At 58.8% G+C, this 19,849-nt stretch carries 34 protein-coding genes and 3 pseudogenes; 18 read left to right on the top strand and 19 right to left on the bottom strand.

Features of this window, described 5'->3' with window-relative positions:
- The first annotated feature begins 12 nt into the window (after positions 1-12).
- Positions 13-633 carry a LysE family translocator gene (locus ACODS9_RS04225; RefSeq protein WP_401108468.1) on the top strand — a complete coding sequence of 207 codons (621 nt, stop codon included), beginning with the start codon at positions 13-15 and terminating at the stop codon, positions 631-633.
- Here the strand turns inward: ACODS9_RS04225 and ACODS9_RS04220 are convergent.
- Positions 611-1,306: a metallophosphoesterase gene (locus tag ACODS9_RS04220; protein ID WP_401108466.1), complete on the bottom strand. Its 696-nt coding sequence runs from the start codon at positions 1,304-1,306 to the stop codon at positions 611-613. The two genes, ACODS9_RS04225 and ACODS9_RS04220, sit on opposite strands and share 23 nt — an antisense overlap.
- A 74-nt stretch (positions 1,307-1,380) precedes the next feature.
- Between ACODS9_RS04220 and ACODS9_RS04215 the strand changes: the two genes are divergently transcribed.
- A complete protein-coding gene (locus ACODS9_RS04215) occupies positions 1,381-1,890 on the top strand; it encodes a DUF3016 domain-containing protein (RefSeq protein ID WP_046855508.1) in 510 nt (169 codons plus the stop codon).
- Positions 1,891-1,893: 3 nt separating this feature from the next.
- Here ACODS9_RS04215 and ACODS9_RS04210 read toward each other — a convergent pair whose 3' ends face one another.
- Positions 1,894-2,403: a DUF2867 domain-containing protein gene (locus ACODS9_RS04210; protein WP_489093315.1), complete on the bottom strand. Its 510-nt coding sequence runs from the start codon at positions 2,401-2,403 to the stop codon at positions 1,894-1,896.
- A 97-nt stretch (positions 2,404-2,500) separates the two neighbouring features.
- Between ACODS9_RS04210 and ACODS9_RS04205 the strand changes: the two genes are divergently transcribed.
- Both ACODS9_RS04205 and ACODS9_RS04200 read left to right on the top strand, forming a co-directional pair.
- Entirely contained in the window at positions 2,501-3,241 is a 741-nt protein-coding gene (locus ACODS9_RS04205) for a carbon-nitrogen hydrolase family protein (protein ID WP_401108458.1), read from the top strand.
- Entirely contained in the window at positions 3,238-3,480 is a 243-nt protein-coding gene (locus ACODS9_RS04200) for a hypothetical protein (protein WP_046855505.1), read from the top strand. Before ACODS9_RS04205 ends, ACODS9_RS04200 begins: the two co-directional genes overlap by 4 nt.
- Before the next feature lie 3 nt (positions 3,481-3,483).
- On the opposite strand, the gene ACODS9_RS04195 is transcribed toward ACODS9_RS04200, so the two are convergent.
- On the bottom strand, positions 3,484-3,984 hold the full coding sequence (locus tag ACODS9_RS04195) for a methylated-DNA--[protein]-cysteine S-methyltransferase (protein ID WP_046855504.1): 501 nt from the start codon (positions 3,982-3,984) through the stop codon (positions 3,484-3,486).
- A 150-nt stretch (positions 3,985-4,134) separates the two neighbouring features.
- On the opposite strand from ACODS9_RS04195, the gene ACODS9_RS04190 reads away from it, so the two are divergent.
- Complete coding sequence (locus ACODS9_RS04190; RefSeq protein WP_489093314.1) at positions 4,135-4,644, top strand: GNAT family N-acetyltransferase; 510 nt, start codon at positions 4,135-4,137, stop codon at positions 4,642-4,644.
- Here the strand turns inward: ACODS9_RS04190 and fos are convergent.
- From fos to ACODS9_RS04170, 4 genes are all read right to left on the bottom strand, one after another.
- A complete protein-coding gene (fos, locus tag ACODS9_RS04185) occupies positions 4,635-5,045 on the bottom strand; it encodes a fosfomycin resistance glutathione transferase (protein ID WP_401108454.1) in 411 nt (136 codons plus the stop codon). The two genes, ACODS9_RS04190 and fos, sit on opposite strands and share 10 nt — an antisense overlap.
- Before the next feature lie 76 nt (positions 5,046-5,121).
- Positions 5,122-5,469, bottom strand: coding sequence for a hypothetical protein (locus ACODS9_RS04180; protein WP_489093313.1), 348 nt, complete (start codon positions 5,467-5,469; stop codon positions 5,122-5,124).
- 122 nt (positions 5,470-5,591) lie between these two features.
- On the bottom strand, positions 5,592-6,140 hold the full coding sequence (locus ACODS9_RS04175) for a GNAT family N-acetyltransferase (protein ID WP_489093312.1): 549 nt from the start codon (positions 6,138-6,140) through the stop codon (positions 5,592-5,594).
- A 142-nt stretch (positions 6,141-6,282) separates the two neighbouring features.
- Complete coding sequence (locus ACODS9_RS04170; protein WP_401108448.1) at positions 6,283-6,660, bottom strand: hypothetical protein; 378 nt, start codon at positions 6,658-6,660, stop codon at positions 6,283-6,285.
- A gap of 25 nt (positions 6,661-6,685) precedes the next feature.
- On the opposite strand from ACODS9_RS04170, the gene ACODS9_RS04165 reads away from it, so the two are divergent.
- Both ACODS9_RS04165 and ACODS9_RS04160 read left to right on the top strand, forming a co-directional pair.
- Positions 6,686-7,192 carry a hypothetical protein gene (locus tag ACODS9_RS04165; protein ID WP_489093311.1) on the top strand — a complete coding sequence of 169 codons (507 nt, stop codon included), beginning with the start codon at positions 6,686-6,688 and terminating at the stop codon, positions 7,190-7,192.
- A 718-nt stretch (positions 7,193-7,910) separates the two neighbouring features.
- Positions 7,911-8,117 carry a DUF6434 domain-containing protein gene (locus ACODS9_RS04160; protein ID WP_023629947.1) on the top strand — a complete coding sequence of 69 codons (207 nt, stop codon included), beginning with the start codon at positions 7,911-7,913 and terminating at the stop codon, positions 8,115-8,117.
- Between the two features lie 168 nt (positions 8,118-8,285).
- Here ACODS9_RS04160 and ACODS9_RS04155 read toward each other — a convergent pair whose 3' ends face one another.
- Both ACODS9_RS04155 and ACODS9_RS04150 read right to left on the bottom strand, forming a co-directional pair.
- On the bottom strand, positions 8,286-8,642 hold the full coding sequence (locus tag ACODS9_RS04155) for a VOC family protein (RefSeq protein ID WP_489093310.1): 357 nt from the start codon (positions 8,640-8,642) through the stop codon (positions 8,286-8,288).
- 63 nt (positions 8,643-8,705) lie between these two features.
- Positions 8,706-8,993, bottom strand: coding sequence for a barstar family protein (locus tag ACODS9_RS04150; protein ID WP_489093309.1), 288 nt, complete (start codon positions 8,991-8,993; stop codon positions 8,706-8,708).
- 1,124 nt (positions 8,994-10,117) lie between these two features.
- On the opposite strand from ACODS9_RS04150, the pseudogene ACODS9_RS04145 reads away from it, so the two are divergent.
- A pseudogene (locus ACODS9_RS04145) lies at positions 10,118-10,468 on the top strand (site-specific integrase).
- 443 nt (positions 10,469-10,911) lie between these two features.
- Positions 10,912-11,283, top strand: coding sequence for a hypothetical protein (locus ACODS9_RS04140; RefSeq protein ID WP_489093308.1), 372 nt, complete (start codon positions 10,912-10,914; stop codon positions 11,281-11,283).
- Here ACODS9_RS04140 and ACODS9_RS04135 read toward each other — a convergent pair.
- The 3 genes from ACODS9_RS04135 to ACODS9_RS04125 all read right to left on the bottom strand — a co-directional run bounded on the left by ACODS9_RS04135 (position 11,269) and on the right by ACODS9_RS04125 (position 12,088).
- Complete coding sequence (locus ACODS9_RS04135) at positions 11,269-11,538, bottom strand: hypothetical protein (RefSeq protein WP_489093307.1); 270 nt, start codon at positions 11,536-11,538, stop codon at positions 11,269-11,271. The two genes, ACODS9_RS04140 and ACODS9_RS04135, sit on opposite strands and share 15 nt — an antisense overlap.
- Positions 11,507-11,800 (bottom strand): hypothetical protein, encoded by a 294-nt coding sequence (locus ACODS9_RS04130; RefSeq protein WP_489093306.1) that lies wholly within the window; start codon positions 11,798-11,800, stop codon positions 11,507-11,509. Before ACODS9_RS04130 ends, ACODS9_RS04135 begins: the two co-directional genes overlap by 32 nt.
- A gap of 96 nt (positions 11,801-11,896) precedes the next feature.
- Positions 11,897-12,088, bottom strand: a complete 192-nt coding sequence (locus tag ACODS9_RS04125) for a hypothetical protein (RefSeq protein ID WP_489093305.1) — start codon at positions 12,086-12,088, stop codon at positions 11,897-11,899.
- Between the two features lie 416 nt (positions 12,089-12,504).
- Between ACODS9_RS04125 and ACODS9_RS04120 the strand changes: the two genes are divergently transcribed.
- Complete coding sequence (locus ACODS9_RS04120; RefSeq protein WP_489093304.1) at positions 12,505-12,915, top strand: hypothetical protein; 411 nt, start codon at positions 12,505-12,507, stop codon at positions 12,913-12,915.
- 64 nt (positions 12,916-12,979) lie between these two features.
- On the opposite strand, the gene ACODS9_RS04115 is transcribed toward ACODS9_RS04120, so the two are convergent.
- Together ACODS9_RS04115 and ACODS9_RS04110 are read right to left on the bottom strand one after the other, a co-directional pair.
- Positions 12,980-13,306, bottom strand: a complete 327-nt coding sequence (locus tag ACODS9_RS04115) for a hypothetical protein (RefSeq protein ID WP_489093303.1) — start codon at positions 13,304-13,306, stop codon at positions 12,980-12,982.
- Positions 13,303-13,610: pseudogene (locus ACODS9_RS04110) on the bottom strand (hypothetical protein). The gene ACODS9_RS04115 and the pseudogene ACODS9_RS04110 overlap by 4 nt, the downstream one beginning before the upstream one ends.
- Here ACODS9_RS04110 and ACODS9_RS04105 point away from each other — a divergent pair.
- Positions 13,581-13,808, top strand: coding sequence for a phage tail assembly chaperone (locus ACODS9_RS04105; RefSeq protein WP_489093428.1), 228 nt, complete (start codon positions 13,581-13,583; stop codon positions 13,806-13,808). The pseudogene ACODS9_RS04110 and the gene ACODS9_RS04105 overlap by 30 nt on opposite strands.
- Positions 13,809-13,849: 41 nt before the next feature.
- Positions 13,850-14,272, top strand: a pseudogene (locus tag ACODS9_RS04100) (structural protein).
- Here the strand turns inward: ACODS9_RS04100 and ACODS9_RS04095 are convergent.
- Both ACODS9_RS04095 and ACODS9_RS04090 read right to left on the bottom strand, forming a co-directional pair.
- Positions 14,199-14,996 (bottom strand): BRO-N domain-containing protein, encoded by a 798-nt coding sequence (locus ACODS9_RS04095; protein WP_489093302.1) that lies wholly within the window; start codon positions 14,994-14,996, stop codon positions 14,199-14,201. The pseudogene ACODS9_RS04100 and the gene ACODS9_RS04095 overlap by 74 nt on opposite strands.
- Entirely contained in the window at positions 14,957-15,133 is a 177-nt protein-coding gene (locus ACODS9_RS04090) for an Arc family DNA-binding protein (protein ID WP_489093301.1), read from the bottom strand. Before ACODS9_RS04090 ends, ACODS9_RS04095 begins: the two co-directional genes overlap by 40 nt.
- Before the next feature lie 124 nt (positions 15,134-15,257).
- Between ACODS9_RS04090 and ACODS9_RS04085 the strand changes: the two genes are divergently transcribed.
- The 4 genes from ACODS9_RS04085 to ACODS9_RS04070 all read left to right on the top strand — a co-directional run bounded on the left by ACODS9_RS04085 (position 15,258) and on the right by ACODS9_RS04070 (position 17,193).
- A complete protein-coding gene (locus tag ACODS9_RS04085) occupies positions 15,258-15,710 on the top strand; it encodes an Arc family DNA-binding protein (protein WP_489093424.1) in 453 nt (150 codons plus the stop codon).
- A 50-nt stretch (positions 15,711-15,760) separates the two neighbouring features.
- Positions 15,761-16,201, top strand: coding sequence for an RDD family protein (locus ACODS9_RS04080; protein ID WP_489093300.1), 441 nt, complete (start codon positions 15,761-15,763; stop codon positions 16,199-16,201).
- A gap of 111 nt (positions 16,202-16,312) precedes the next feature.
- A complete protein-coding gene (locus tag ACODS9_RS04075; protein ID WP_489093299.1) occupies positions 16,313-16,612 on the top strand; it encodes a hypothetical protein in 300 nt (99 codons plus the stop codon).
- Between the two features lie 62 nt (positions 16,613-16,674).
- On the top strand, positions 16,675-17,193 hold the full coding sequence (locus tag ACODS9_RS04070; protein WP_489093298.1) for a hypothetical protein: 519 nt from the start codon (positions 16,675-16,677) through the stop codon (positions 17,191-17,193).
- Between the two features lie 62 nt (positions 17,194-17,255).
- Here the strand turns inward: ACODS9_RS04070 and ACODS9_RS04065 are convergent, their stop codons facing one another.
- Positions 17,256-17,612, bottom strand: a complete 357-nt coding sequence (locus ACODS9_RS04065; RefSeq protein WP_489093297.1) for a VOC family protein — start codon at positions 17,610-17,612, stop codon at positions 17,256-17,258.
- A gap of 476 nt (positions 17,613-18,088) precedes the next feature.
- On the opposite strand from ACODS9_RS04065, the gene ACODS9_RS04060 reads away from it, so the two are divergent.
- Together ACODS9_RS04060 and ACODS9_RS04055 are read left to right on the top strand one after the other, a co-directional pair.
- On the top strand, positions 18,089-18,436 hold the full coding sequence (locus ACODS9_RS04060) for a hypothetical protein (protein WP_489093296.1): 348 nt from the start codon (positions 18,089-18,091) through the stop codon (positions 18,434-18,436).
- A gap of 102 nt (positions 18,437-18,538) precedes the next feature.
- On the top strand, positions 18,539-19,141 hold the full coding sequence (locus tag ACODS9_RS04055; RefSeq protein ID WP_489093295.1) for a hypothetical protein: 603 nt from the start codon (positions 18,539-18,541) through the stop codon (positions 19,139-19,141).
- A gap of 1 nt (position 19,142) precedes the next feature.
- On the opposite strand, the gene ACODS9_RS04050 is transcribed toward ACODS9_RS04055, so the two are convergent.
- Positions 19,143-19,391: a DUF1799 domain-containing protein gene (locus ACODS9_RS04050; protein ID WP_489093423.1), complete on the bottom strand. Its 249-nt coding sequence runs from the start codon at positions 19,389-19,391 to the stop codon at positions 19,143-19,145.
- A gap of 68 nt (positions 19,392-19,459) precedes the next feature.
- Positions 19,460-19,843, bottom strand: coding sequence for a phage tail assembly chaperone (locus ACODS9_RS04045; RefSeq protein WP_489093294.1), 384 nt, complete (start codon positions 19,841-19,843; stop codon positions 19,460-19,462).
- Positions 19,844-19,849: the final 6 nt, after the last annotated feature.

Here is a 19,849-nt window from a genome sequence, read left to right as displayed (position 1 = left end):
AAGCCCGCCCCCATGCAACTGTTCATGCTCGTCGCCACCGCCCACTTCCTCGCCCTGCTCTCACCCGGCCCGGACTTTTTCCTGGTGGCCCGCACCTCGGCCAGCGCCGGCTGGCGGCTCGCCAGTGGCGCCTGTGTCGGGATCGCCCTGGCCAACGGCGTGTTCATCTGTGCGGCGTTTACCGGAGTGTCCTTTTTACGCGATGGCAGCCCCCTGTTCGTCACCCTCCAGCTGGCCGGCTGTGGCTACCTGCTCTACCTCGGCCAACTGTTCCTGCGCCATGCCGGGCAAGCAACCCTGACGCACCGCGAACCTGGCGTGGCAACGTCTGCGCGTGGCTGGCTGAACAGTTTGGGCATGGGCTTCGCCTCGGGCATCCTCAACCCGAAGAACGCACTGTTCTATGCAAGCCTCGCGAGCATGATCGCCAGCAGCGGTACCTGGGCCAAGCTGGGCTATGGCATCTGGATGTTCGGCATCGTCCTGGCCTGGGACCTCGCGGTTGCCGTGGCCATCGGCAACCCGCGGGTACTGCGCCGCTTCGCCCGCGCCCTGCCCTGGCTCGAGCGCGCCTCGGGCTTGATGTTGATCCTGCTGGCCGGCGCTGTTCTCACGCACCTGGCCTGGCGCTGAGCGGCTTAAGGCCATCCAGTTCGAGCAGGCTGAAGTGACCGCGGCTCCAGCCGCCGGTGTCCAGGTGCCAGACGTTGCCCAGTACCTTGATCTCCAGCACCGGTGTATGGCCTACCAGCAAGGCGCGCAGGCCCTTGACCGGGCGGCTGTCGCCCTCCTTGAGGCGCCGACGCGACCACTGGCACACCTCGCGCACCTGCAGGTCATCCCCGACCTGCAGGCTCGCGCACAGCTGCGCCCAGTCGTCGAACGGGCTGTCGGCATGCAGCAGGCCGACCGGCCCGCCCGCCGTGTCGACCTGCAAGGCGATCGGCAGGCGTTCGAACACCTCGACGAAACGCACTTGCTCGGCCCTTGGCAAATCCAGGAACCATCCGCCGCCGGCCGCCCGGTACATGTCCAGGTCGACCCGGCCGCCGCGCAGGTGATTGACCGCCAGCGACTCGTGGTTGCCCTGCACCGCATGGAACCAGGGCTCGGCCAGCCATTGCAGCGCCTGGGCGCTGCCCGGCCCGCGGTCGACCAGGTCGCCGACGCTGAACAGCCGATCGACCAGCGGATCGAAACCGACCGCCTCCAGGCATTCACGCAGGCGCTCGAAATGCCCATGGATATCGCCCACGGCCAGGTCACGGCCACGGCTGTTGGCGGCGATCCGCCTGAACGCAGTCATTGCATCATTCCTCTGCTTCTGCCCGGCACCGGCGTAAAATAAGCGGGTAAACCGCCCGAACCCGGAGGTGCATCATGCGAACCACCCTGGCCAGTGCCGTGCTGATGGTGCTGGCACTAGACAGCATGGCACAGGGCGCCTCGACCGCGCAGGTCGAGGTGCGTTTCGACCACCCCGAGAAATTCCGCGATGCCAGCCTCGACAACCGGGCCTACACCCGTGGCGCCGACCCGCAGGTGATGAAAGCCCTCACCCAGCACCTGCAGAAACTCGGCCAGCGCTACTTGCGGCCCGGCCAGCAACTGGTCATCGACATCCGCGACATCGACCTGGCCGGCCAGTTCGAGCCCTGGCACAGCCAGGCCTACGATGTGCGCTTCATGCGCGAAGTCACCTGGCCCAGCATCGATCTCGACTACACCCTGCAGCAGCCCGGCCAGCCCGCGCTCAAGGCCCAGGAGCACCTGAGCGACAAGATGTACCTCAGCCGCCCAGGCCGCCTGGGCAACAACGACCGACTGTATGCGGAGAAGGCCATGCTCGGCGACTGGTTCCGCCAGCGCTTCGCCCAGCCGCCCTCTTGAGCGTCAGCGCGCCAGACGGCGCAGGGCGATGGGCGCGATCAGCCGATGGAACGGCGCCACCGGCAGCATGTACAGGCGGCCAAGCCGATTGTGCGTGCGCACCACGGTGCTCACCAGCACCTCGCAACGGCCCTCGGCCGTCGGGCGTCGCAGCAGGGCGATGTGCACGTCCAGGTGTTGGTCGCGGTCGACCAGCAGCACCTCATCCTCGGTGTTGGCCACCAAGGTGAAAATCCCCACCCGCTCTCCGGGCTGGTAACTGCCCGGGGCGCGGGCCGGGTCGATCGCGGTCAGGCGTCCCAGGTCCTTGAGGCCGAGCAGCGCGACCAGGCGATTGCGCAGCACCATCAGCGTGTCGATCCAGCCGGGCATGCTTGTCATCAGGCGCAGGAAGTGCGCCATGGCAGGCCGCCCGTCGTCCGCAAGTTCAATTGCACGGCAATGGCGAAAGCCCGCCTGTGCGGCATGCGCGGCGATCAACGAGTCGGCGGGTATGGTGGCGGCTTGGGTCATTGTGTTTTCGTCCATGAAATCGACACATCGGTACTGGGAGGGAACGGCCGTCGATTGTATCCTCGACAACCGACGACATGCCAAGGACGGATACTCCATGAAGATCTGCGCAGTACAGCTGGCTTTGAGCAAAGGCGATGTGGCCGCCAATATCGCGCACCATCTGCACGCCATCGAACAGGCCGCGGCTTTGGGCGCCGAACTGCTGGTGTTCCCCGAACTGTCCTTGACCGGCTACGAACCAACGCTGGCCCGGCAACTGGCCATGCCCGCCGACTCGCCGCAACTGGTACCACTGCAAGCCGCGTGCGACCGCTTCGGCGTGACGGCGGCGGTCGGCCTGCCGATGCCGACCCTGGCCGGCGTGCGCATCGGCATGCTGGTACTGCGCCCGAAGCTGGCACCGCTGGTGTATGCCAAGCAGCGCCTGCATGACGACGAACTGGACTACTTCGTACCCGGCAGCACCTCGCTGGTGTTCGCCGCCGGCAGCCACCAGGTTGCGCCGGCCATCTGCTATGAATCGATGTTCCTCGAGCACGCCGCGCATGCCCAGGCGCAGGGCGCCGACCTTTACCTGGTCAGCGTGGTCAAGACCGAGGAAGGCATCCGCGCAGGGGCTGCGCACTACCCGCAGGTTGCCCGGCGGCTGCGCATGCCGGTGATCATGAGCAACTGCGTCGGCCCTGCGGACATTTACGTGGGGGCCGGGCAGTCCGCAGCCTGGGATGCCGAAGGCAACCTGCTGGCCTGCCTCGGCGATGCAGCGCCAGGCCTGCTGCTGCTCGACACGGCGACCGGCACTGCCCAGGCATGGCCGCTGGAGCTGTGCGCATGAAATATGCGCTGGTGATCCTGGCCAGCTATGCGAGTGTCTGGTACCTGGTGGGCACCCTGATTCGCGGGCGCCTGGCCGATATCGCCGAAGGCTTGCGCCATCGCCCGGACGCCCCGCCTGCGGGGCAGTACCTGCGCGAAGTCGAAGCCCACGCCCGCCGCGCCCACCGTCACTACAGCCTGTTTGCCGGCACCTTGCTGGCGCTGGTGTTGACGGTGTTTTGTGCCTGGCTCGGCTGACGCCTAGAAATCCAGCGCCAGGCTCTGGCGCCCTTCCAGCGCGAGCAGGTACTGCTTGGCCGGCAAGCCACCGGCGAAACCGGTGAGGCTGCCCGAGGCCCCGATCACCCGGTGACAGGGCGCGATGATCGAGATCGGGTTGCGGCCGTTGGCCGCGCCCACAGCCCGAACCGCATCGGGCTTGCCGATCTGCCGGGCGATCTGGCCGTAGCTGCGGGTCTCGCCGAAGGGAATGCTCAACAGCGCCGCCCACACCTCACGCTGGAACGCGGTCCCGGCAAAGTCCAGGTCCAGCTCGAAGCGCTGGCGTTGCCCGGCGAAATACTCGCCGAGCTGGCGGGCGGTCTCGCGCAGCACGCCGTGCTGGTCGTCGCGGTGCAGCTCGCCCAGGCGTACCCGGTTCTCCCGCTCGTGCTCCCACAGCACGGCGGCCAGCCGCTCGCCCCGCGCCACCAGGGTCAGGGTGCCGACAGGCGATTGCATGAGGGTGAAAGCACAGGACATGGCAGGCTCCGGCAGGATGACGTTCGCTGCACTGTACCCATCGCGGCGCGGCCACGCATCCGCTTTCTTGCCCAGCCATCGCTACTGGCCAGCCCATACCGCCGCCCCGTACACTGAGGCGCCACTCGTTTTTCAAAGGATGGAAACACAGTGAACGACGCCTCGCCCGACATCGTCATCGAACGCTTTGCCGAGCAGCACCTGCACGGTATCACCGCGCTCTACAATGAGCCCGCGGTGTGCCGCCAGGTGCTGCAGATGCCCTACCAGGGCGTCGAAGTGTGGAGCGAGCGCCTGGCCGCCTACCATGACCGACAAATCCGCCTGGTGGCGGTGCACCAAGGTCAGGTGATCGGCAATATCGGCCTCGACCAGAGCACGCGCATCCGCCAGGCGCACCTGGGCGAACTGCTGATGGGCGTTGCCCAGGCCTGGCAAGGCAAGGGCGTCGGCTCACGGCTGATGACCGCCATCCTCGACATTGCCGACAACTGGATGAACCTGCGCCGAGTCCAGCTCACCGTCTACGCCGACAACGAACCGGCACTGGCGCTGTATCGCAAGTTCGGCTTCGAGGTCGAAGGCCGGTTGCGCGATTACGGTGTGCGCGATGGGGTGTTTGTCGACGCGCTGTGCATGGCGCGGCTGCGTCAGTCGTAGAACACCATGCCCGCATAAGGCTTCGCCCGGCAGGCCGCCAGCCGCGATTGCAGATCGCCGACATGGGCTTCGAGCTGGTGGCCATCCGGGTCGAGGAAGTACAGCGAGTCTCCTTCGCTGCTGTCCTGCTTCCACAAGCGCACGTCGTGCTCGCGCAAGCGCTGGGCGAAGGCCGCGAAGTCGCTCTGGCAAATGGAAAACGCGTAGTGCGTGTACGTGCGCTGCAGGTCGCCCGCCTCTACCTGATCGACCGACAGGCACAGCCACAGCTCGCCCAGGCTCAGGTAGGCACCCCGCTCCCACCGTGCACTGAGCCTGAAGCCCAGTACCTGCTGGTAGAACACGATGCTGTCGGCGAGGTTGGAGACGGCCAGGGTGAGATGGTTGAATCCGTTCAACATGAGAATCGTCCGAGCTGAAGTAGGACAAGATCGTTTCGCGGGACGAGGCAAACGGCAACGCCCCGCGAAGCTGCGATCATACCCTCGAACACATCGGCGCGGCATCGAGCAAGCGCCCCTTGTCATACCAGGCATCGCGCTGATAGGCGGAGTATTGTTGCCGCCCTGGGGAGCCCTGGACCTTCACCAGGCCGTCGGCCTTGTTCGGATCAAGGCTGGCGACAAACAGCTCGAGGGCGTCCTGGTTCTGCACGATAAAGGTCGTCGCGTTTGCGGGAAGCTCGGCCTTGACGCAGTTCAGGTAATCCGGCGGGGCTTTCGCGGTCACGCCGAAGGTGTTGTCGCGCCCGGCCCGGATATCGGGATCATGCGCGCAACCGGCCAGCAGCAGGCTGGCGGCCAATGCCATCATCAAGCGATTCATACAGACTCCAACCACCCCAGCAGGATGCCCTGGACAGAGTCACACAGCTACCACCCTTTTTAATAGTCTGCTTACGATCTACAAGCCTAGCCCCGGGGTGACCGACGCGGTATGCCGGTTCGCTATATCGCCTGGGTGGGCCGGTCGATCCGGTAGAGCACGTGGGGCCGCAACGGATTGCCTTCAGGCACCGTCACGTCGAAGAAGTCCTCCTTCGGATCCGAACGCATCCCCAGCCTCTGCATCAATGCCCTGGAGGGTGTGTTGATGCTGGAGGTGTAACCGATGACCTGGAGTAACCCAAGGCTCGACCACGCGTGGGCCAGGCACGCGCTGGCCGCCTCGAATGCATACCCTTGCCGCCAGTGGCTGCGCCCAAGGATCCAGCCGATTTCGACATGCGGGCCGCCCGGTATCTCGTCACCGGTAGAGGACAAGCCAAGCCCGCCGATCAACGCGCCATCCGCCTTGCGCTCGACCGCGACAAAGCCGAAACCGTGCGTTTGCAGGTGCCGATCGCACTCGGCAAGCATCGAGCGGGTTTCATCGGGCGTCAGTATTGCCGGGTAGTAGTAGCGCCTGACTTCGGGGTCGGCGTTGACGAGGGCAAAGGCTTCGATGTCCCGCTCTGCCCAAGGGCGCAGGACAAGACGAGGAGTCTCGATGAACATGGGTAAGGCGCAGCTCCCTTCTACCAGGCATGGCCGACATCGCCTTGCGATGCCTGCGAGGCATGGGAATCTAGCACATGCGCATGACCGCGGAACTCCGGCCCTCAATCGACCGGAGCCCGGACAGGTCAATCAATCGCGATCAAGCTTTGCCGAACACATAGAAGCTCAGGTTGGCCGAGCTCTTGCCCGCGGCGAACAAACCGCGCAGGTTGTTCATCGAAACGCTGCGAATGTTGAAGGTCTCCTGGGTGGAGTAGCTGTCATCGATGCTGACGTACTGCAGGTTCTTGTCGCTGCCACCGGAATAGTCCAGGCGAACCATGAAGGTGCCCGCGCCGGCAGTGGTCCTGAGGATGAAGGATTTGTACTGCTGGATCTGCGCTTCGACGAAGTTAGCGCCGGCCCGCTCACCTTCCTTGCCCTTCACATCGCAACGGCCGCTGCTCAGGTAGGTATAGCCTGGGGGTACCTGAATATCGGCGGCCAGTTCTTCTTTGAAAGCCTGTTGCTGTGTCATGACTCATGCTCCTTATGAGTAGGATTTGCGTACAGCACTGGTGAGTCTACAAGCGCCCGGCAAGTCGACACTGCTGGCGGACAAGCGGAACACGCAAATGAGTGCAGAAGGCAAAATCAGGCATTCATACGGCAATATGAACTGTTTCAGCTATGAGCAGGGATCTGCAACAGCGGATTTGGCCGGGTGTCGGCAAAGCCGCTGCCATGCACCGCAAGGTCTCTCAGCGCCGTGTATTGATCCGTACGGTCACCGCGCTGAAGAACATGAGCATGGAAGCGATATACAGCAAGACAAGATCGACGCCGGGGAACGCGACAATTCCAACGCCCCAGGCAACCAGAAAGGCCCCACCGACAACGCAGCGTTGCCGGGCCGTGAATCGCTCAGTGGCAGCCTTTACCCGCCCCATCAGCGCACTCCAGTAAATCGACAAAGTCTTGATGATGTTCTCCTTGAAATCGCAATCACCGCCTGGGCGATGTTCCTCAGCGCTTGTCTGGCGAAGCGGGCGACCAGGCCCCCATCATGATGACACTGGCAACGATTACGATATAGGTCAGGTACTGCCCTGGGTGCACCAAAACACCTACCACCCAGACCCCAGCCAAGCCTCCACCTATCTGGCGTCTGCGCCGGGGCGTCAGCCATTCCAGCAACGCTGCATGCCTTTCACGCAAGCCCATACCACACTCCCTGTCTGGCAAACGGCAAAGTTTATCACCGCCAGCGAACCGCGACACCCTTGCACCCGGCCCCAGTTCTGGGGACGTGTCCCCAGGCGTGGGGATCAGGCACTGGCCTGCAGGAACACGAAAACCGCCACCACATCCACGGCCAGCACGGCGGCCACCACGAAGCTCATGAAATAGAGGTCATCCTGGAACATGTCTGCACTCCCGCCTGGTGGGTTTGCTTGACTCAAGCAACTCCCATTCCAGCCTGCCCGCTTCAGGACCATGTCCATTGGTCAGACGTGGTGGGTCTATCGCGCAAACAGGCGCTTACTGATCACTCACTCCGGCTCTACGCAAGGATGCCAATCGAGGTGTGCCCCGATGAGACGCATCCAGAAAATCATCCAGCAGCGCCGTCGGCAGCTGCATGTGCACCTGCCGCCCAGCGAATTGAAGGCGTTGAGCCGTGACGATGGGCCCGGCACGGCGAAAGCCGCATGGCTGCCGGAGAGGCGCCAGACCACAACAAGTGATGCTAGGCTCCAGCGAACCTGGCCATCCAAGGTAGTGGAAATGAGCTTCGACTGGCACGCAGGACCTATCACCCGCACGACCCTGCTCGACAAGAACTACCGCAACACGCAGAAGGTCCGGCAGTTCCTGCTCGGTGAATGCGGCGCGGCGTTCAAGTTCGATCGGACCTTCATGGCCTGGATCAAGAGCGGAGCACCCTCCACCATGGGGGATGTCGCGGATGAATGGATGCGTACGCGCAGGTGACCGCCCGCCAGTTGAAACCGAGACTGTGGTCCAGCCTGGCCGGGGCTATCCAATGCGTCTTCAGTTGGTCAAAGGCATGTGCTCACCATCACTGCCGATTACCGTTCCAATGAGAGTCTGAGCCGGTACCGGGAGGAAGTTTTCAGCAAGTCGCAGGGCTTCGTTCGCTCAGTTCGCTGCGGTCCAGACGGCCAGTTCATACCCATCACGATCAGTGAAGTGGAATCGCTTGCCGCCCGGAAACGAAAACACTTCTCGGCTGATCTTTCCGCCCGCAGCCACTACTTTGCCTTGGGCATCAACGAGGTCGTTCGAATACAAGATGACCAGCGGGCCACCGGGCCTGACAGGCTCGCCCGTGGTGAAACCACCAGTGAGCCGGCCGTCGCTGAACTCAGTGTATGTGGGGCCGTAGTCAACGAAGCTCCAACCGAATACTGCGCCGTAAAACTCCTTGCTGCGCTTGATGTCGCTGACGTTGAACTCGATATTGTCGATCTGACAATCTGTTCCTCTGCTGCTCATTGGCACCTCCTTGTTGAGGTCGAACTTTACCACAGCCAAGCGATAGCCAAGCCATGCATCACATCAGTCAAAAATCACCATTGGAGCCAGCTCTGGATACTCGGTAGCGAGATCGTCTAAGCACTCTTTCAGCAATGCAGCGTCAACAGGCAGGCATTCCACTAACGAACTCCACCCCAGTAACCGCAGCTGACCTGGCATCTCAACCAGTCCAGTGACTGCATCCCAAAAGGCATCCCAATTGCAGCCGTACCAATTCGGAAAACCTAGCGCCTCGCTTAGTACAGCATGTAATTCCGCGGTGGAAGCGACTCCATTTAGTTCGACTGTCGCGACACGTAATCTAGTCATTGCTGAAGCTCAGAGAAACGTTCGATAGCGCCAGAATCCAAACATCCATGTAAACAGTCAAATGCCGTCTCTAGAAAAAACGCGCAGAAGGTCATCGGCTTTGATCGCTAGCACCGAAGGACATTCACCCCTTCCATTTGGGCTTCTCTTACCCCCTCCAACCACTCACTTGAATGGTTCGAAGATGCCCGACGATGAGAAGCAGCGATCTGTCGAGGCGCTGGCGCACTGGATGGATGCTGTGGATGCGATCCGCCCCCGGGTCGTCATACATTTCTCCAGGCATAAAAACCCGCTTTGCGGGTTTGCTTGAAATATGGCGTCAGCCGGATCTATTGGTGAAAAGCTCAACCTCGGAAGGATGGACCTGGCTGAGGCTCGGTGGGTGCAACCACTTTCCTGTGATCATCCCAGCACATAACCTGTACATCCTCTACAAACTGGCGAAGGATTTTGGTTTTGTCGTCTTGGGTATCGCCAACGGGATACCCCTTTACCTTCTCTTCTAGTCGAAATCTATAGCCAACCCCTAACTCACCGAGGATTCCGTCGTACTCTGCAAGAGGCTCTTTGAACTGCTTCGCCGCCATTACGTCGACGGCATCTATGGCTACGAGTTGGCACCATCTGACCTCGGACACTAAATACCTAGGTTTACCATCCTCCATCCACCAAGCAGCTGCATATGGACTTACAAACAAGCTAAACGCAGCGATCATCGCCGCAACAATCCGCGTAATCATGGCATTTTGACATCTAAAACGAGTAGCTTACCAGTTAGCTATCCACCCATCCACCCTGGACGGAAGGCTGATCTCAGCGATCACGTCCTGTAAACACGGTTGAAACGCGTCTTGCCGCTATAAGAAGCGCATGCAAACTCAGAGTTTGAGGCCATGGGTCAATCCTTTGAAGGCTTGCGAAAAAGGCGTGAAGTCTAAAAGCAGACGGCGATCGGACGCCCCCCTAGTGAAACCATGGGCCTGCAATGGCAGGACATCAACCTCGGGGACCGCACCGCAACAATCCAGCGCATAATCGTTGACCGCCAGCCGCGCCGACCGGACGAACCGGGTGGTGTTGCTGAAAAACCGAGCGCTCAGCGCCTGGCCAACGTGAGGCGGATGGCTTCAAAATCGGCCCACCCTACAAGCCCATTTGTGTTCCAGCTGAGTAAAGGTGGGCTGTGGATCAACGAACCAAGTGTTACAATCCGCCACTGCAAATCAGCGCTCAGGCGCTGTTCATCCGTGAACGCCGGCAGTACGACACCCGCCACACCTACGCAACCCTGTGCCTGATGGCTGGGATGAACCGAAGCGTTCATCGCGAACCAGCTCGGCCATGGCGTCGAGATGTTGCTCTCTACCTACGCGAAATGGATCAGCTCCTCCTCGGACTGGAGGGAGCTGGAGAAGCTGCCGCCCCGAGTCGAATTGGCCCAAGATTGGCCCAAGACTGACGACAGGGCCTAAATACACCTCTGGAACCCCCGCAGGACAAGCACTTGATTTCTACCGCCAATATCACCATGCGCTACGCAGTGGGGTATAGCGGGTGGGGATGTGCTGATTTTGCTGGGCCGAACACCCCTCAATCCCCCACCAGAACGCATCAACTGGTTCGCAAGTTGGTCCGAAGCTGGTCCGAGATGCCCCATGCTGAATGTGCATAAGGCTTGCTGGCAAAGGGTCATTGTCAGCGGTTTTCAAGACCGTGCCATAAATGCCCAGCTCATGCCGTGCAGACAGGTAAATCGGTTCCAAAACGAAGATGAAACCGCGCAGCTGCAGACCACATACAGCAAGGGTCGCCATATCAGTTTTAGAACCGATTTCTTACCCTACGTAGCGGCATTTGGCGAGACTTGGACGCATGCCCTAAGCTAATTTGAGGCACAGCACCAACAAGGACGATCATGAAAACTGCTAGCTACTGGGCTAGATTCGAACAGTGGTTGTTTACACCACCCGGAGCGATAGTTTGCGGTGTAATCGCAATTTCCGCAGTCGACGCGGTGAGACGCGCATGGGGATCAAGGGACTTCCTGCCTGATTTTTTTCTCTGGTGGGCAGCAGGAATCGCCTATCTTCCATTCATTTGCGCACCCTTCGCGGGCGAAATTTACATTGGAATCAAGGTCGCCAGACAAAGTGGAATGAAATGGCTAGGCTGGCTGGTAGGGATTACGATCACTGTATTTCTAATAGGAGCTCTTTCAGCCATTGCTCATGCTATCACAGGTATAGGATGGCGACTGGATGTTTTCTTATCCTCAGGTGAAGAATGACCTGGTAGTCAAATGTGAATGCCATTCGTGCTCAAGCAACGCCCATATCCTGGCCGCCTCGGTCAGTTCGAGCATGTCGGAAAGCACACCAGCATCGATCTCACAACGCCGGTTTGCGGCATATGCCATTTCCTCTAGCACTGCGGCGCGCCCGTCCGGGTCAGAGAACAGGGCTGGACTGTCGCTCAGCTCATCCAGCCAAGGCTGCGGGATCCCCGCAAGGTTACTCAACACGACACCACCAGGACTGCGCATAGAGCACTCCGTCGACATCCTCAACACCCGTGATGTTCAGGCCAAGGCTGCCCATGCCGTTCACCTTGGCATCCAGCAGGCGCGGGATGATGTCTGCGCCGGGGGTGGGGCTGAAAACCCAGGCCTCAATGCAGCAGCGTCCAAGGGCTGCGCTATGGCACTCATGTACATGAACATCCGCCCTGAGCGGCTTGATCTTCGCGAGCTGGTCGTTGGAGATGGCGACGCCGCGCTCACGGCGGCGAACAAGGAGGAAGTACATACGGCACCAACACTGTATATCGATACAGTATCGTATAACCCGGATCGCACCGACAGCAATAGCCGGTCGGCGGTATCAGTGGAGAGGCGGCAGTTCTTAACCGCGTGCTTTGGCCACCACCCGCAACTGGTAATCGCAGACCACTTGGAATAGCGCCTCGGCCCGCTCGACCTCCTCAGCGGGCTTCCCTTCATCATGTGCCTGGTGATACGCCTGCATGGCATCCAGAGCCTCCTTCAACAGGGGCTCTCCCGCCTCAATCATCCCGATGAAGGTGCGCTTCTCCATTGTCCGCTCCGATCAGTTGATAATCGCCTTATAGGTCACTTGGCAGCCCAGGCCCGACATTGAAGCTTTGCTAAAAGTTGTCGACAACTATCCAACTCTAGGATAGTTCATAAATGCAGATCGCAAAATATCCACGCGGTATAAGTAGACTCTGACCTAGGGCGTAGAAACCAAAATCTGTAACCTCCAACTCACAATCAAAAATCGCGCCCCGGACCCTAGCCCCTCCATTTTATGACACCGACCAATGAAAAGATAGTAACCACAATTCCAATTTAATCTTAACCCAAAAAAAACAGGCCCTAAAATATTAGTGGTGGCCTATAGCTATGCAGGAGTAGCAAGGCGAAAATATAGGTTCCACACACACTTAACCCTCTACTTCCATCCTAAAAAACAAAGTACCGGAGCAGATCATGAGCGCGACAGACCAACTGTTCAATGTTAACTGGAGCATCAATAAAGGCATGTCAGTATTCAGTAATAGCTGGCAGCCCGACGCAGAAACACGCCTTTATGAGCCAGTCCCTGGCGATGGCTATAGACTAACAGTGTCCGGAACACACAACGGGAAGTCATATCGCTGGGGATATACTGCCTTTTATGATGGCAAGGATCACCCGGTGTATGGGAGAGACGATGTAGATTCGATTGAAGCCTATAGAATAAATGACAGAATAACCATCGGCTTTTTCAAAAAAAATGGTGTATATGGAGGGCCATACGCGAGAAAGCTATCGGAGGACGGGAAGTCGTTAACGGTACAAACTGTTGGAAAGCTCCCTGACGGATCAGCGTTTTTTGATGTGATCGAGTATAATTCTTGAAGTAGCAGCAGTACGCGAAGCTGCGAGTTCGACTTCCGCAGCTTTAACTACTTTCCGAGTTCACTCACTTGCAAGCTTTGAGCGCTGCATTGAGCACCCGCTCGTAACCGATCCGTTGCAATCGCTCAGCTAGCAGAGCGCGCACCTTCACCTCCAGGTTGTCGGACTTGTGCAGGCCGGCAGATGCCCAGGGCGGCACAGCCACCTCAGGCGCGCGGCACGGCACCTGCACCGGAATCTCGACGCGCACGTAGCGGATCTCCGGCGCCGGCCTCGCGGCACACCCTGCCAGCAACAGCCCGGCTAGCAGCACCCGCATGACCTGCACTTTTTTCCAGGTCCTGCAGGTTTTCGGTCGGCCTGCACTTTTTTCCAAAACCTGCGCATTCAAAGGCCCAGCTCCTTGCCGATGATCGAGGTGGCAGCCGCGCACTGATCGCCGCCGGTGTGCTCCTGCTGCAGTCGGTTCGCTGCGGCGAAGTCGCCCTTGGCGCTGGCCGCAGCTTCGCCCATGGCTGTTCTGCCCTGGCCTGGCGCTCATATGCGGCCAGGGTCAGGTCGCCCAAGGCCTTGCCCTGCTCCTGCGCCAGGCCGGCTAGGTTGTCCCGCGCCGCCGCGCATTGCGTGGCCAGGTCCTGCTGGTCGTCCAGCAGAGGTCGGAAGTGGTGTGTAGTAGCCCATGTGCCTTTGGCCATGCCAAGCACGATCAGCAAGGCGGTGCCGGCAAGCGGCTGCGCCCAGGCCTTGGCGCGCCGTCTTCGTTGACGCAGGAGCAGTTCAACGACCTGCTGGTTTACCTGCAGGCTCTGCGCGACTGGCCCCAGTCAGAGCACTTCCCCGAGATTGAGCGCAGGCCAGTCGCGCCGCCCTGGATCGCCGAACAACCCCAATGAAGCCCCGCCTAGACGGGGCTTTTTCTTGCTTGGAGAAAAGCATGAACCATCCACTTCCCCGGGGTGTGCGCAACTGCAATCCCGGTAATATCGATTTCAATCCCGCCAACAATTGGGTAGGCCAAATTGGCAAGGAGCCCGGCGGCCGGTTTTGTATCTTCAACACTCCCGAGAATGGCATCCGCGCCCTCGGCAAGTTGCTGCAGACGTACTAAAACAAGCACGGCCTGCGTACTGTGTCAGCGATCATCAAGCGCTGGGCACCGTAGGTGGAGAATGACACCGGCGCCTATGTCCGTGCTGTGGCGCAGCGCTGTAGTCTTGCCCCCAGCGAGCCAATCAAGGACATCAAGAACCAGCAGGTCTTGGGCGGCCTGGTGCACGCGATCATCAAGCACGAGAACGCAAACTACGAGTATCCGCCGGCCGTACTCGCCGAAGGTCTACGGAGGGCGCTGGCGTGAATCTCCACCTGGTCGCGGTGCCGATCACGCAACCAATGAGCACCCGGTAAGCTGCAATGAAGGTGCAAGCCGCTTCGAACTGGCCAGCAGGGATAAGCTCGGTGCGCGGCACATTGAAACGGGTGTGCAGTCGGTTGTGCATGGTCAGTACGAAACTGTGCCGCAAGCTCGACGCCAGCGATTTGCTCTTGTCCCGAATGAGGCCCTTGATGACGCTGAGTTCGCTCATACCAATCAGTTCGTCAATGAGGGTTGGCATCTTGGCCTGAGCATCTTCGTAACGACCGGTCTTGCGAATGGCTGGGAGGACTTCAGAGGTTACCCATTTTTTGAATCGCTTCGCCTCAGTCTTGCGGCTTTTGAAGATCAGAGCGTAGAGCCCAGATTCGTTAACCACCTGCATTTCCTGGGCTCCGCCAGGGGTGCTCACAATGTGAGCCCCCTTTTCATCTTCATCCAGCATGCGGAAAAAGTTGCGCGAGCGCCCGCCAAGATCTAGAGCGGCACACACGTCACTACCGACGAACCACGGCTCGCCGGCGACCAGCAGAGTACGCACTTCGTGCCTGTCGAAATTGAATGGGATTACGTTTGTGCTATTATCGCCCATGACGATTTCTTCTCCGAAGTTGATCTCGTTTCCCGAAGCCCTGACGACTCTCACCTCGTCGGGGCTTCTTCGTTTCAGGCCGCTGCCTGCTGCTTGCTCTGCATTTTCCGCCACTTCAAACCCTCCTCAATCAGCAGGCCCAATTCAGCATTAAGACTGCGACGGTTTGCGCCAGCCTCCTGCTTCGCCTTTTCTTTGAGCTCATCTGCTATCCGTAGGCTATACGGTGCGACCTGATGCGCGTCCTTCATGATTTCCTCCTTCATCGTGTGGATTCATATTGACGTCACTCATTTTTGACGTCAAGTGGATTCTTGAATCTTTTTGAATGCACGAACAGAATCTCTGTTTAATATCATTGCACCGTGGAATCCAATGACAGACCGGCATGTACTACCGCCCTACTCGCTTCGCATGACCGCTGAGCTTAGGGACCAGCTCGAAGCATCTGCCGGACAGGCAAAACGTAGCCTTAACGCAGAGATCGTTGCTCGCTTGGAAGAGAGCTTCGAGAGAGAAGCTGTCGTGCAGCCCCTGTCGGAGCACGAAGCCGCCATGCACGTACTGGCGAAGATGTACCAGGAGACCCAGGATAAGATTAACGAGCTGAAATCAATGCCTAGCTTGAGCCCAATGGAGCAGGTCGAGCTACTGCATGAAGAGGCTACTGCAAAGTATCTGCGCCAAGCGGCCGCACGAGCATCAATGGCGCCAGATGATCGGCCTGCTCGGAGCAAGAGGGGGTCGATGCCCATCGGGATCGATAGCAAGGTCCACCTTGCAGCTTTGGCAGCGGAACACACCCCGCAGCACAAATCGAAGAAGTAACCCCAAGCCCGGCCAAGCGCCGGGCTCCACCCGCTCGCCATCACCACAGCATGGAGCACCTGATGGAAGTCTCAAGGACCTCCCTTCTGATGAAACGCATAGGGGCGTACATCATCGACTATGGAGCAATTGTCGTTCTTGGCTTATGGCTTGCTAGCCAAGCACCACTCCCCTTTGGTGGGTTTGAGCTGATATTCGTACACCTACTCCTATACCCAATGTGCGAATGGCTTTTCAAAGGTAGGACACCAGGGAAGTACGTCTTTGGGCTAACCGTCATCAACGGGGCGGGCGGCCCCCCAACTTTTGTACAAGCTCTGATCAGGGGAATCACCAGGCTCATCGAGGCGCCTCTGGGCATCATAACGCTCTTCATCTACACGCAGTCCTCACGGTGCCAACGGGTCGGTGACATGCTGTCTAGAACCTATGTCATACCGGCCAAGGATTTAGCCCAGCAACGTGCGACGATACAGGCACCAAGCGTCTGAACAACAAGTAACCACAAGCCCGGCCCAGCGCCGCTCATTTTTTAACCGACGATTTTTCGCGGGCTCAGCTTCACTTCGACCCAATTCGTGTATGGCATACAGAGTAACCAAATGAAACTACTGAAGAAAATGGCCACCACTTTCCGTAACCGCAAAAAATATACCTACGCGGAACTGAACGATTGGATGCTATCGCTCATCGGGATCCCGAGCTTCTTAGTAGGCGCCTACTATTTGTGGGTCTCGGGAAACATGACCGTTGAGATGCTGAACTGGTCAAAAGACCATGCCATTACAGTCGACGCAGTCATCGTTTTAGGTTTTCTAGGTCTGCTCAGTTTGAGCGGCCTGTACTTTGCAACTGTAGCTCGCCGCTGTTATGGCCTGATTGTCGAGCGCAATTTCAAGTAACCCCAAGCCCGGCCACGCGCCGGGCTTTAGAACCTATCCCTGCAGTGAAACCGAGGAAAACCATGAATAATCCAGTGGTAGGTCATTCCTACCAGTTCTCCGACGACCACAACGATCTCCTGCACCTCTACGGGATATTCATGTGTGCATGGTCTGTATTAGAGAGTGTCTTACAAGCGGCGATAATGAAAGAGTTGGGTGTTTCTGCGACCAAGACAGTCATCATCACGGGGAAGATGCAGTTCAACCCTCGAGCCCAGCTCTTGGCAAACCTACTGAAACATAGCAATCATCCAAACAAAGAAGCAATCTCGCTACTCAATAAAATGGAAGGTTTTGCCCATCGAAATACAATCGTTCATGGGCTGATGGTGGTCGGAGAGACTGACAAGTTGACATTTGTTAAGTACGACGGCGGCGCCAGCTTAAAGCAGACTTTCACCCCAACTGACATGCTGAAGCACGTCTCGGGACTGAATAATCGGGTCATCAAACTGCAAGAACTACTTGGAGTAACTGATGCCGATAGCCAGTTGATTGGGGATGCGACCCTGGATTTTGTTAAGCGACCAGCAAAATAATCTTGCCCGTTAATCCCATTGCCGGACGCAAAAAGCCCAGCGTGGGGCTGGGCTTCACTCGTTCAGGTCGTTTCCGTCCAGACCGCCAATTCATACCCATCAGGGTCCGTGAAGTGGAATCGCTTCCCGCCTGGGAACGAAAACACCTCTCGGCTGATCTTGCCGCCAGCAACCATCACTCTGTTCTGGGCGCCGGCGAGGTCGTCTGAATACAAGATGACCAGCGGGCCACCGGGCCTGACTGGCTCACCCGTGGTGAAGCCGCCAGCGAGCCGGCCGTCGCTGAACTCGGTGTATGTAGGGCCGTAATCTACGAAGGTCCAACCGAACCCCGAGCCGTAAAATGCCTTGCTGCGGCTGATGTCGCTGACGTTGAACTCGATGTTGTCGATCTGACGATCTGTTCCTCTGCTGCTCATTGGCACCTCCCTGTTGGAGGTCGGAATCTATCACAGCTAGTCATAGGTCCGCCGACAGGCGCCGCCCTATCCCCCTCCAGTTGGTCTACCCTTACCCTCCCCAACCACTCACATGAAGGGTGCGAAGATGCCCGACGATGAGAAGCGGCGATTTGCCGAGGCGCTAGAGCATTGGGCGGAGGCTGTGGATGCGATCCGCGCCCGGGAGCGGGCTGAGGCCATTGCCCAGGTCGAAGAAGTACGGAGCAGGCACCTGATGCGGGCTTTCCACACCAGCGCGCTATGGGAGCACTATGCGTGGAAGTGCCGGGGCCAGGGGTGAGCCCAGATGCAAAAAGCCCAGCGCGGGGCTGGGCTAGCTGAACGAATATAATGTGTCTAGCCTAATCCCAGGCACCTATCAAGATATTCGACCCAGATTGCCTAACAACTCTACCCTCCACAGCTTTGCTCCAGAAACTCCAAGCACGATCTACATGAGCACCTTGTTCCAGAACCTGAAGCGAATAGGTTTTGCTGTGCACTCGCTCAATGTAAGAGAACACCTCTCTAGCGGCAACTATACCCAGTCCGGAACGACGAAAGTTCGGCTGGATAAAAAACTTTGCGACTTCAGGAGGGCGATTAAGAGCAATCACACAAAATCCTATGTCATCCGTTCCCCTATTGATGATATGAAGCTCATAGTTCTTGACCCAGCTGGTATCCATGAATGGGGTGTCGCTATCGGACGCATTTATTTTTTCCGCAAGCTCATGACTCTCAACCATCTCCAATCGAATGTTGTGCCCTTCCATGATTCGCCCCCAAAACTAGAAATCTAACTCATTGCTGTCCACCTATCCACCCTGGACGGAAAGACAGTAGCACGGAGCAAGCGTTCGGATTAGCCTCCGACAGCTGCAATGCATGGCCAGGAGGGCCATATGACATCGCTCCTCTTCTATACAGACGCCAACGAGATAATCGTTGCAACCGATACGCTCCTACATTATCCCGACAGTTCTCCGCCAGGCTTCGTGAGCAAGGCCCTTGCCTTCCCGCACCTGCGAATGATCGTTGCTGGCACAGGATCCGGTCTGCTCTACAATCGCTGGATCGGCCTGGTGAATCACCAAGGCACCTTCCTCGATGTGGATGCGATCAATGTACACGCTCCGCAAGAGCTTCAGGTTCTCTGGAGCGAACTGAATGCTCAGGCCGAGGCCACGCAGGACCAGACGGCAACGATCTATCACTTTGGCTTCATTGATGATGCTGTTCATGGATTCGCCTATCGCTCTGTCAATGACTTTCGCTCGGAACGCTTGCAGTACGGACTTGGGGTGAAGCCTGAGCTAACTTCTTACTCAGGCCTTGACCTCCAGACTTTTCCGAAATGCGCGCCAGAGATAATGCGCACTCAAATTCGACAAGAACTTGAGAAGACAGATGGCCGTGTCTACATCGGTGGCACCGTACAGGTTACGCACGCAAGTAAGCAGGGCATCTCAATCTACTCGCTCGGCGATCTGAACACTCCGAATTGACCTAATCGGCCCCCGCATCAGCAATCACGGCCAGGGCTTCGTGCTCCATGATGCGGAGATCGGGGAAAATTTCGGTGAGTTCTCGGCGCTTGATTCCGAGCATCGATGCGACCGCGGGGATGGCTGTGTAGTCCAAACCCCAGGGTCCGCCCTGCCCTAAGCGCCACTGCGTGCCCAATGCCTCGAAAACTCGGACGGCCGCCCAGGCATCAGGCCAAACCTCCACCTCTTCCTCGGGGATGTCGGCCAGGGTCAGGCCAATGGCCGCAAGCTGCTCGGCGGACGGGCCACGCTCGTACAGTGCCCGCGCCGCCGCCCTCAGTTTCCCAGGCGGGCTGGGCTGTACGCAGCTTGGTAGGCATCGGTCACTGCCTTCGGCGCGCCGGTGCAGGTGCGCACGAGTTCGACGATAGCCTCGGCGCTGAACTCGTCCTCCAGATCCCAGCCGGTGATGATCTCGCCCAGCTGCTCGGCCTGCAGGGTGATTTCACCGGCGGTGACCTCCTCCCAGCTCGCGCCATCCTTCTGGGCCTTTTCTGCCCAGGTATCTCGCGCCTTGTTCCAACGGTCGAACATGCTGGCGAGGGCCACACGGTCCATGTATCGGAACTGGAACTCAACCGGCACCGACTCGCCGCCGATGCGCGGAACCTGCACAACCGCAGTGAAAGTCGGATTCTGCGCAATCTTGATCTTCGCCATGGGCTC

This window comes from Pseudomonas sp. FG36 (assembly GCF_057809275.1).
Note: the sequence above shows the minus strand (reverse complement) of the source record. Positions and strands in the feature narration are given on the sequence as shown.

Bases quoted from the DNA above. Each gene is read 5' to 3' on its own strand.
- ACODS9_RS04225 (WP_401108468.1), top strand. From the start codon at position 13: ATGCAACTGTTCATGCTCGTCGCCACCGCCCACTTCCTCGCCCTGCTC.
- ACODS9_RS04210 (WP_489093315.1), bottom strand. From the start codon at position 2,403: ATGACCCAAGCCGCCACCATACCCGCCGACTCGTTGATCGCCGCGCAT.
- ACODS9_RS04195 (WP_046855504.1), bottom strand. From the start codon at position 3,984: ATGTCCTGTGCTTTCACCCTCATGCAATCGCCTGTCGGCACCCTGACC.
- ACODS9_RS04220 (WP_401108466.1), bottom strand. From the start codon at position 1,306: ATGACTGCGTTCAGGCGGATCGCCGCCAACAGCCGTGGCCGTGACCTG.
- ACODS9_RS04135 (WP_489093307.1), bottom strand. From the start codon at position 11,538: ATGCGCAGTCCTGGTGGTGTCGTGTTGAGTAACCTTGCGGGGATCCCG.
- ACODS9_RS04180 (WP_489093313.1), bottom strand. From the start codon at position 5,469: ATGAATCGCTTGATGATGGCATTGGCCGCCAGCCTGCTGCTGGCCGGT.
- ACODS9_RS04125 (WP_489093305.1), bottom strand. From the start codon at position 12,088: ATGGAGAAGCGCACCTTCATCGGGATGATTGAGGCGGGAGAGCCCCTG.
- ACODS9_RS04170 (WP_401108448.1), bottom strand. From the start codon at position 6,660: ATGACACAGCAACAGGCTTTCAAAGAAGAACTGGCCGCCGATATTCAG.
- ACODS9_RS04120 (WP_489093304.1), top strand. From the start codon at position 12,505: ATGAGCGCGACAGACCAACTGTTCAATGTTAACTGGAGCATCAATAAA.
- ACODS9_RS04080 (WP_489093300.1), top strand. From the start codon at position 15,761: ATGGAGCACCTGATGGAAGTCTCAAGGACCTCCCTTCTGATGAAACGC.
- ACODS9_RS04155 (WP_489093310.1), bottom strand. From the start codon at position 8,642: ATGAGCAGCAGAGGAACAGATTGTCAGATCGACAATATCGAGTTCAAC.
- ACODS9_RS04075 (WP_489093299.1), top strand. From the start codon at position 16,313: ATGAAACTACTGAAGAAAATGGCCACCACTTTCCGTAACCGCAAAAAA.
- ACODS9_RS04160 (WP_023629947.1), top strand. From the start codon at position 7,911: ATGAGCTTCGACTGGCACGCAGGACCTATCACCCGCACGACCCTGCTC.
- ACODS9_RS04150 (WP_489093309.1), bottom strand. From the start codon at position 8,993: ATGACTAGATTACGTGTCGCGACAGTCGAACTAAATGGAGTCGCTTCC.
- ACODS9_RS04090 (WP_489093301.1), bottom strand. From the start codon at position 15,133: ATGAAGGACGCGCATCAGGTCGCACCGTATAGCCTACGGATAGCAGAT.
- ACODS9_RS04130 (WP_489093306.1), bottom strand. From the start codon at position 11,800: ATGTACTTCCTCCTTGTTCGCCGCCGTGAGCGCGGCGTCGCCATCTCC.
- ACODS9_RS04205 (WP_401108458.1), top strand. From the start codon at position 2,501: ATGAAGATCTGCGCAGTACAGCTGGCTTTGAGCAAAGGCGATGTGGCC.
- ACODS9_RS04085 (WP_489093424.1), top strand. From the start codon at position 15,258: ATGACAGACCGGCATGTACTACCGCCCTACTCGCTTCGCATGACCGCT.
- ACODS9_RS04065 (WP_489093297.1), bottom strand. From the start codon at position 17,612: ATGAGCAGCAGAGGAACAGATCGTCAGATCGACAACATCGAGTTCAAC.
- fos (WP_401108454.1), bottom strand. From the start codon at position 5,045: ATGTTGAACGGATTCAACCATCTCACCCTGGCCGTCTCCAACCTCGCC.
- ACODS9_RS04045 (WP_489093294.1), bottom strand. From the start codon at position 19,843: ATGGCGAAGATCAAGATTGCGCAGAATCCGACTTTCACTGCGGTTGTG.
- ACODS9_RS04140 (WP_489093308.1), top strand. From the start codon at position 10,912: ATGAAAACTGCTAGCTACTGGGCTAGATTCGAACAGTGGTTGTTTACA.
- ACODS9_RS04060 (WP_489093296.1), top strand. From the start codon at position 18,089: ATGAGCACCTTGTTCCAGAACCTGAAGCGAATAGGTTTTGCTGTGCAC.
- ACODS9_RS04200 (WP_046855505.1), top strand. From the start codon at position 3,238: ATGAAATATGCGCTGGTGATCCTGGCCAGCTATGCGAGTGTCTGGTAC.
- ACODS9_RS04175 (WP_489093312.1), bottom strand. From the start codon at position 6,140: ATGTTCATCGAGACTCCTCGTCTTGTCCTGCGCCCTTGGGCAGAGCGG.
- ACODS9_RS04215 (WP_046855508.1), top strand. From the start codon at position 1,381: ATGCGAACCACCCTGGCCAGTGCCGTGCTGATGGTGCTGGCACTAGAC.
- ACODS9_RS04070 (WP_489093298.1), top strand. From the start codon at position 16,675: ATGAATAATCCAGTGGTAGGTCATTCCTACCAGTTCTCCGACGACCAC.
- ACODS9_RS04055 (WP_489093295.1), top strand. From the start codon at position 18,539: ATGACATCGCTCCTCTTCTATACAGACGCCAACGAGATAATCGTTGCA.